The following is a 6,716-nucleotide window of genomic DNA, read 5'->3' as shown; positions in this document are numbered from 1 at the left end:
AGGAGAGGACTTCAAATGCATTTGTCGGGCCAGTTCCGAGAAAGGGAACAGAGAATGGAGGCGACCTAATTCACTCGTTGCAAAACTTTGACGATATTTTTTAAGCATATCGAACTCGGTAAAACCTAAACAAGGTTCGATTTCTGAGATTTTTTGTATCTTTACCATGTGTTTTTATTTTTAATTACCCCCGTTTTGGCCGTCAAACCGTTTTTTGGGGGGAATGCTTAAAGATACAAAAAAGGCAACTAACTCGCAATGAATTAGTTGCCTTAAATTTTATTATTTTAGGAATATCCCTAGTTATATATTAATAATATAAGAAACAGCATTGCACTAAAAAGAATGTGAACTAAAATCACCTTCATTCTTTCCTATAATCCCCTCTTTACCTCACCTTTTGCAGCCTCCCAACCAATCATTGCAGTCTTGCGAATCTCTCCCCAATGGTAATTTCCCAACTCACCGGAAGCACGAATGACCCGATGACACGGAATAAGGAAAGCTACGGGATTCTCACCGACAGCCGTTCCAACAGCCCGGCAAGCTCTCGGATTATTGATTCCTACGGCTATATCTCCGTAAGTAGTCAAGCCACCGACAGGAATTTTCAGTAAGGTTTCCCATACCTTTAGTTGAAAGTCGGTACCTTTCAGATGCAATTTTATTTCTTTGAGTTTACTCCAGTCCTGCGTGAAGATAAATAAAGCATTTTGCTGCACTTCATCCACAATCGAGGTAAACTTTGCATTAGGAAACTTCTTCCGTAAAGAGTTAAAAGCCGCGTCATGATCGTCTGCAAACTCCATACAACAAATACCTTTATCGGTAGACGCAATGAAGATTTCACCGAAAGGACTTTTGGCAAAACTGTAATTGATAGAAAGACTTTCACCTCCGTTTTTATATTCGCCCGGCGTCATCCCTTCTATATTTACAAACAAGTCATACAATCTGCCCGTACCGGAAAGCCCTGTTTCCTGTGCCGCATCGAATAAAGACGCATGAGTTTCATTCAAGATTCTCTTGGCATATTCAATACTGGTATATTGCAAGAACTTCTTAGGACTAACTCCCGCCCACTCCGTAAACATACGTTGGAAATGCGCCGTACTCAACGCCACTTCCCCGGCAATCTCATCCAATCCCGGTTGCCTTTTAAAATTCTCCCTTATATACCCGATTGCCTGCGCAATGCATGCATAGTCAAGCATCTTTTGCTCATTCATAACAGAGGTTTGCCATTTAATTCCAAATCCAGCAACCGCTTTTTGGCAGGCAATCCGCCTCCATACCCAACAAGCGTGCGGTTACTACCGATGACACGATGGCACGGAGCAAAAATAGAAATAGCGTTCGCCCCATTAGCTGCAGCAACAGCACGGACAGCTTTCGGCAAATCGAGTTGTTTTGCCAGCTCACCGTATGACACAGTCGAACCGTATGGAATCTCCAACAACTTATACCATACACTCTTCTGAAACTCCGTACCAACAAAAAGCAAAGGCACCTCAAACACAGTCCGCTCGCCATTGAAATATTCATCCAACTGGCTCATCGCCTCCAGTATCACATCTGATGTACTTTTCTCATAACCAGCTTTCAGCACTTTCCGCAATCTCCTGTCTACGATATCCCTATGACTTTCAGCCGCCCAGTCACAAAGACAAAGCTTATCCTCAAACGAGCCAAGCATCAAATCACCACAAGGAGAATGATAACGCTGTATCTTAATTACATTCGTTTTATCTTCCATACTTCCAAAGATACGTTTATTATATTTACAGTTGAAATAACAGCTAATAATATTTTCGTTTTTACACTCGCACTCTCATTTCCAATGCCGCAAAATTACTACACGCATCACTGATAAACGACCCGAAAATTGCTGTTTTTACGTAGAAAAGACAATCCCCCTCCCACTCCTCCATACAATCAATCGTTCTCAATATACTTTATCACCCGGCAAGGACTGCCGACCGCCACACAATTCTTTACCATCCGATTCAATATCCAATTATTTTTTATACATGATTTACTCTCACACCCTCACACTTTCCCTGCATCCCCCTATTCATCATCCTTTCAGTGATGAGGGTAAGAGTGAGGGTAGGTGAGGGTAACTTTTTGCCCTCACCCTGTCTCGTCCTGATTGGGTTGACAAAGCCCCCTTTCACACCACCTTTATCAATTACTTCACTTTCATCAAATGATAAAGCGTCCCTTTACGAGACTTACGACAAGGAATATTCAGTTTTTGAAGTGCACGCCCAAACTGTCCTACCTTATTAATAGCCAGTTTATCCCGTGTTTTCGTCTGTAAATAACTCAAAATCTGCATGGCAGTCAGCCATTCGCCTTCCATTTCCTCTTCTACGGGATTAAGATAGCAGTGGAACAGCTGTTCCAGCGGACTCGCCTGTTCAAACTCACGGTTAGTCTGTTTTAATATGTTTTCATCCTCATCATTCAGCCAATAACGTTCACCTTTATAAATAGCCTCCATCGCTTGAGCATAAAGCTGCTTGTAATTAATCGTAACATTCGTATTAATAGGAGCCGTCACCTCAATGCAAATAAAACGGCGGCTACCGCTAGGATCAGTAAGCAAATCTTTCTGATTGCTGGTACCGATAAAAGAAGCATAACGCCTCATTTCCCGAATCGTATTACCGTATGGTTTGCGCAGATTCGCCACAGGCTTCTGCAACAAATGCTTCAAGAACCCCTGCTGACTGACATTAATCTGATCGAACTCATCAATATTTATCAGAAAAAAACGTCCCAAATAGCGTTCCGCCTCCTGTTTACTTTTAAAATCAATACTGTCCGTATAGCCGAAACGCAACTCCGGCGGCAGAATAATGCGACAGAATGTAGACTTACGATACCCCTGCGAACCAACCAGCAAAGGCGAAGTATTATTACCATGCTGCCGATCGACTCCCCTCCAATGCGCCACCATACTAAGAAACCAGCGGTAAAATAATTCCTGCCAATGCGGATTATCACAAGGCACCAGACCAGCCAATGCACGGATACGATCCTTCCCGTCCCAGCGACCTGTCTCATAAAGATATTCCTCCACAGGATTATACAAAGGAACACATTCCGAATTCAGAAAACGATCCACATCACGGTCCCACGCACTGATGCCTTCCTTCAAAGCATTGATCGCAATACTGTTGCGCACCCGTTTATCCACCGGCTTAAAGCAAAAGTGAACAGAATCGCGTTGCCGATATTCCAAATCGTCCTGCACCGTATTGTAACGGAATTCATACCGACGTTTCATAAACTCTTCCAACAGAAAAGCCGTCTCCTGCTCTTTATTGATACTGCTTTTCTTGCCGAATCCCTTACACTCCTGATAAAGATTATGCAGTATCGAACGGATCACCTGCTCTTCTTCCTCGCGATAATAATGAATCATCGTCTGTCGTATCGCTTCCTCTTCGGGAAGCCCCGCTTTGAAACAATGCTCGGCAAGGCGAACCAATAAAGGCTGCAAGTCGTCCCCACGTTTCCAATCCTCCATTTCCTGAAGTGCCCTGTTCAAGGCCGCTTCATAAATCTTCGTGAATGTTTGCGCCGACTCATATCCCGGCTGCAACCGTAATAACGGATTTTTCTCTCCCTGTTTCCGCTGGCGGAAAGTCTCTTCTCCCAGCATCGTAAGCGGTTGTTCCAGGCAGAACGGCACCGCATCCGGATTATAATAAGGAGATTCGTCCAGCGTCATACGGCATCTCTGTGCCAAAACAGGTTCTTTCAAATCAATATCGAAAGGCAACATCGGCTGATAACATTTCACAGCCAGCCAATAAGCATGAACATGAAATAATTCCGCCTCCGCTTCCTTGACCGGCAACCCTCCGTCATCCGGCAAAGCGAAACGCACCCATATTTTCACGCTACGCCCGCTGGAGCCACAAAAAGCGGCAAAAGTCTGTGGCAGAAGTGCCGCTTGCCGTTTCACAAACTCCGCTTCCGAGCCACCGGCCAACCGGCTCACTTCCAACTGTACCAAACCGTTGTACTGCTTCATTTTCCGTTCGCCCTCTTTGGTACGGGTATATTCCACAGCAGAATAAATGTATGGCAATTTATCAATATGTTCGTATCGGGCATACGTACCTTCCAGCAACGGTATAATCTCCCGCAAAGCCGTGATATGTCCCGCTTTAGTTTCCGTCTTCATTTTGTCGAATAGTGTGCCTGTCTCACAAATGCTAAGAGTTTCTTTTCCGCTCCCGTTGTCTTGTCTGATTAAAGTAACTTTCATCCTATTTTTGTCTATTTTTTCTACAATCACATCTACATATTTAATTCCTGTAAAGATACGCTTTTATCCTCCGGTAAACAAGCATTTTATCCGATAAATACCTGCATATTATTTGCATTTGCCTTATTATTTATGTATCTTTGCTTAGTAGTTGTCAAGGGCTCACCCGTGTGAACAAACAGGCTATCAATTGTAAATAAAAACGTCTACAGACGTAAACAGCCTTATTCACATGGGTGAGCCCTTGCAAATCATTAGAGTTTAACAAAAGAAACATTAAGCATTAATGTATTACTATCTAAGAGAATACATAACAAGAAGAGTTCATTTAAAACAAATATAGAGCTATGGCAATATTATTCGATTGGTATGAAGACCCGAAGCCTTCAAACAAACAGCAGGGAGAAAACGGAAACACCCTGCATCCGCGCATCAAATACAACGGTTCCACAGGGACCGACGTACTGCGCCGACGTATTCAAGAACGTTGTTCACTGACAGAAACAGACGTCACAGCCGTACTTGATGCGCTTTCGCACATCATGGGACAGGAATTGGCGGAAGGACGCCAAGTTCATCTGAACGGCATCGGTTATTTCCATCCGTGCCTGACCACTACGGAACCCGTAACGATAAGTACCAAACGGAAAGCAACTAAAGTGAAACTGAAAGCAATTCAGTTTCGCGCTGACCAAACATTGAAAAACGAGTTCGGTGTGCTTAAAGTGAAAAGCCTCAAAGGAGGACTGGATTTCACCCAACTGACAAACGAAGAAATTGACCTGCAACTGACTAAGTACTTCCGTACTCATCCATTTATGCGAAGACATGACTTCCAATATCTTTGCGGAATGGCAAGAAGTACAGCCATGCGACATATCCGGCGCCTGCGCGACGAGGGTAAACTGAAAAATATGGGTGGAACCATGCAGCCGATTTATGTGCCGGGAAGTGGATATTATGGTAATAATAAAGAAGTTAGTGTAAAAACGGAATAAGATTGGTCAACTCAAATCAGGACGAGACAGAGTGAGAGTAAAAAGTTACCCTCACCTACTCTCACCTTTACCCTCACGCCTGTAACCCCGATGAATAAATGGATTGAGCACAAAGGGTGAGGGTGTGAGGGTAAAACGTCACCAACATTTATTTGAGAGCATTCTTAATGCGAGCAACTATTATACAAGAGCACCTCCATACCGTTCCATATTTTACCGGGGAATCTTAACCATTTCAACCGGCTGCTCCTGTATCTTATCCAACGGTTGTGATTGATATTTTACCTTTGAGAAATCAATAGCTTTTAAGTCAATGCAACGTATCGAATTGTTATAAGCTGTTTTATAATAAACCTTCCGGTTCGTGAGGTCGATAGCTGAGGTCCATTGCGTAGCACTGGGAATATCCGGAATATCACCCTGTGAATGTTCTATACCAATAGGAATATCAAAATTATTAAGCAAGTGGAAACATTGCTGCACGGTATCAAAGCCTGTGGCACGTTGCGGAGCTGTCCCCCGGTAAAAGGCCGCACGCACAAACCGCGAAGGAGGCGTGGCATCACCCGGAATGCCGAGAAAACCGGAGTTGCCACCAGTAGGTTGCAACGTAATACCGCTCAATTTTTGCACGGAAGCGTCACCCGGATGAAGATTGACGTAGTTGTTCAAATTTGTAAGTTGCCATTCAAAACCGGGGGCATTCGTCAACACTCCTACTGTATTCTCATAAAAATGCGGTACGCCACCTACAATTTCCAATACAACCTGACGCCCCGACGGTTCACCGATACGCCAATGTACTACCGCTGTCTTTTCCAGTCCTACAACACGTACAGAAGAAAGGGCTGCCTTCACCTCGTCAATAGTGGAAAACTGCGACAACAGCCACTCCGTCACTTGAAGGTCTGCCAGTGTCCGCTGGTTCTGTGCAGCATCATACGTTTCATATCCCCCATAATGAGGAAAGAAAAATAGTCCAGCCGAAAGTCCTGCCTCATTGATTCCTTCGGCAATAAACTCTTTTTGTACAACAGCCAGACCGACCACTCCATATTTTGCCGTAAACGTTAGTCCATTGACACCCGTAGGAGTGAATGACGTGAGCTGTTGACCACGTGGAATAATCACATACTCGCTTTGCAACACACCGCGCGCCCATTCAATCGTACGGGCTTGCACATAACTGCCGTCACGGGACGTCAGCGAGATTCCCGTACAAGCTACAGCCTGAAAAGTGCTGCCACATACGGCAGCAATCCCTAACAATAAGTTCTTTGTCATCTTCATCATTATTTATATATTTATTCGCTAAAAACTCAATACTGTATAAAGACAACAAAATATGGGTTATTTTAGTTGCAGATATATCTTTAGAAAGACAAGACTATTGCTCTGTCATCTGAAATAGCGGCATTTGTATTGTAAAAAGC

5 protein-coding genes and 1 pseudogene are annotated in these 6,716 nt (G+C 43.9%); 1 reads left to right on the top strand and 5 read right to left on the bottom strand.

Features of this window, described 5'->3' with window-relative positions:
• The 4 genes and pseudogenes from HMPREF0106_RS28310 to HMPREF0106_RS06460 form a co-directional block, all read right to left on the bottom strand.
• A pseudogene (locus HMPREF0106_RS28310) lies at positions 1–168 on the bottom strand (DDE transposase); the annotation flags it as partial.
• Between the two features lie 206 nt (positions 169–374).
• A complete protein-coding gene (locus HMPREF0106_RS06450) occupies positions 375–1,229 on the bottom strand; it encodes a bifunctional helix-turn-helix domain-containing protein/methylated-DNA--[protein]-cysteine S-methyltransferase (protein WP_009040657.1) in 855 nt (284 codons plus the stop codon).
• A complete protein-coding gene (locus HMPREF0106_RS06455; protein WP_009040656.1) occupies positions 1,226–1,756 on the bottom strand; it encodes a methylated-DNA--[protein]-cysteine S-methyltransferase in 531 nt (176 codons plus the stop codon). Before HMPREF0106_RS06455 ends, HMPREF0106_RS06450 begins: the two co-directional genes overlap by 4 nt.
• 435 nt (positions 1,757–2,191) lie before the next feature.
• A complete protein-coding gene (locus HMPREF0106_RS06460; RefSeq protein WP_004306440.1) occupies positions 2,192–4,285 on the bottom strand; it encodes a BT4734/BF3469 family protein in 2,094 nt (697 codons plus the stop codon).
• A gap of 347 nt (positions 4,286–4,632) precedes the next feature.
• On the opposite strand from HMPREF0106_RS06460, the gene HMPREF0106_RS06465 reads away from it, so the two are divergent.
• Positions 4,633–5,283, top strand: coding sequence for an HU family DNA-binding protein (locus HMPREF0106_RS06465; protein ID WP_009040654.1), 651 nt, complete (start codon positions 4,633–4,635; stop codon positions 5,281–5,283).
• Between the two features lie 213 nt (positions 5,284–5,496).
• Here the strand turns inward: HMPREF0106_RS06465 and HMPREF0106_RS06470 are convergent, their stop codons facing one another.
• Complete coding sequence (locus HMPREF0106_RS06470) at positions 5,497–6,576, bottom strand: linear amide C-N hydrolase (RefSeq protein WP_009040653.1); 1,080 nt, start codon at positions 6,574–6,576, stop codon at positions 5,497–5,499.
• Between the last annotated feature and the right edge of the window lie 140 nt (positions 6,577–6,716).

Origin of the sequence: Bacteroides sp. D22 (assembly GCF_000163675.1) — a bacterium.
Lineage (GTDB): Bacteria > Bacteroidota > Bacteroidia > Bacteroidales > Bacteroidaceae > Bacteroides > Bacteroides xylanisolvens.
This window is presented reverse-complemented; position numbering and strand designations above follow the sequence as displayed.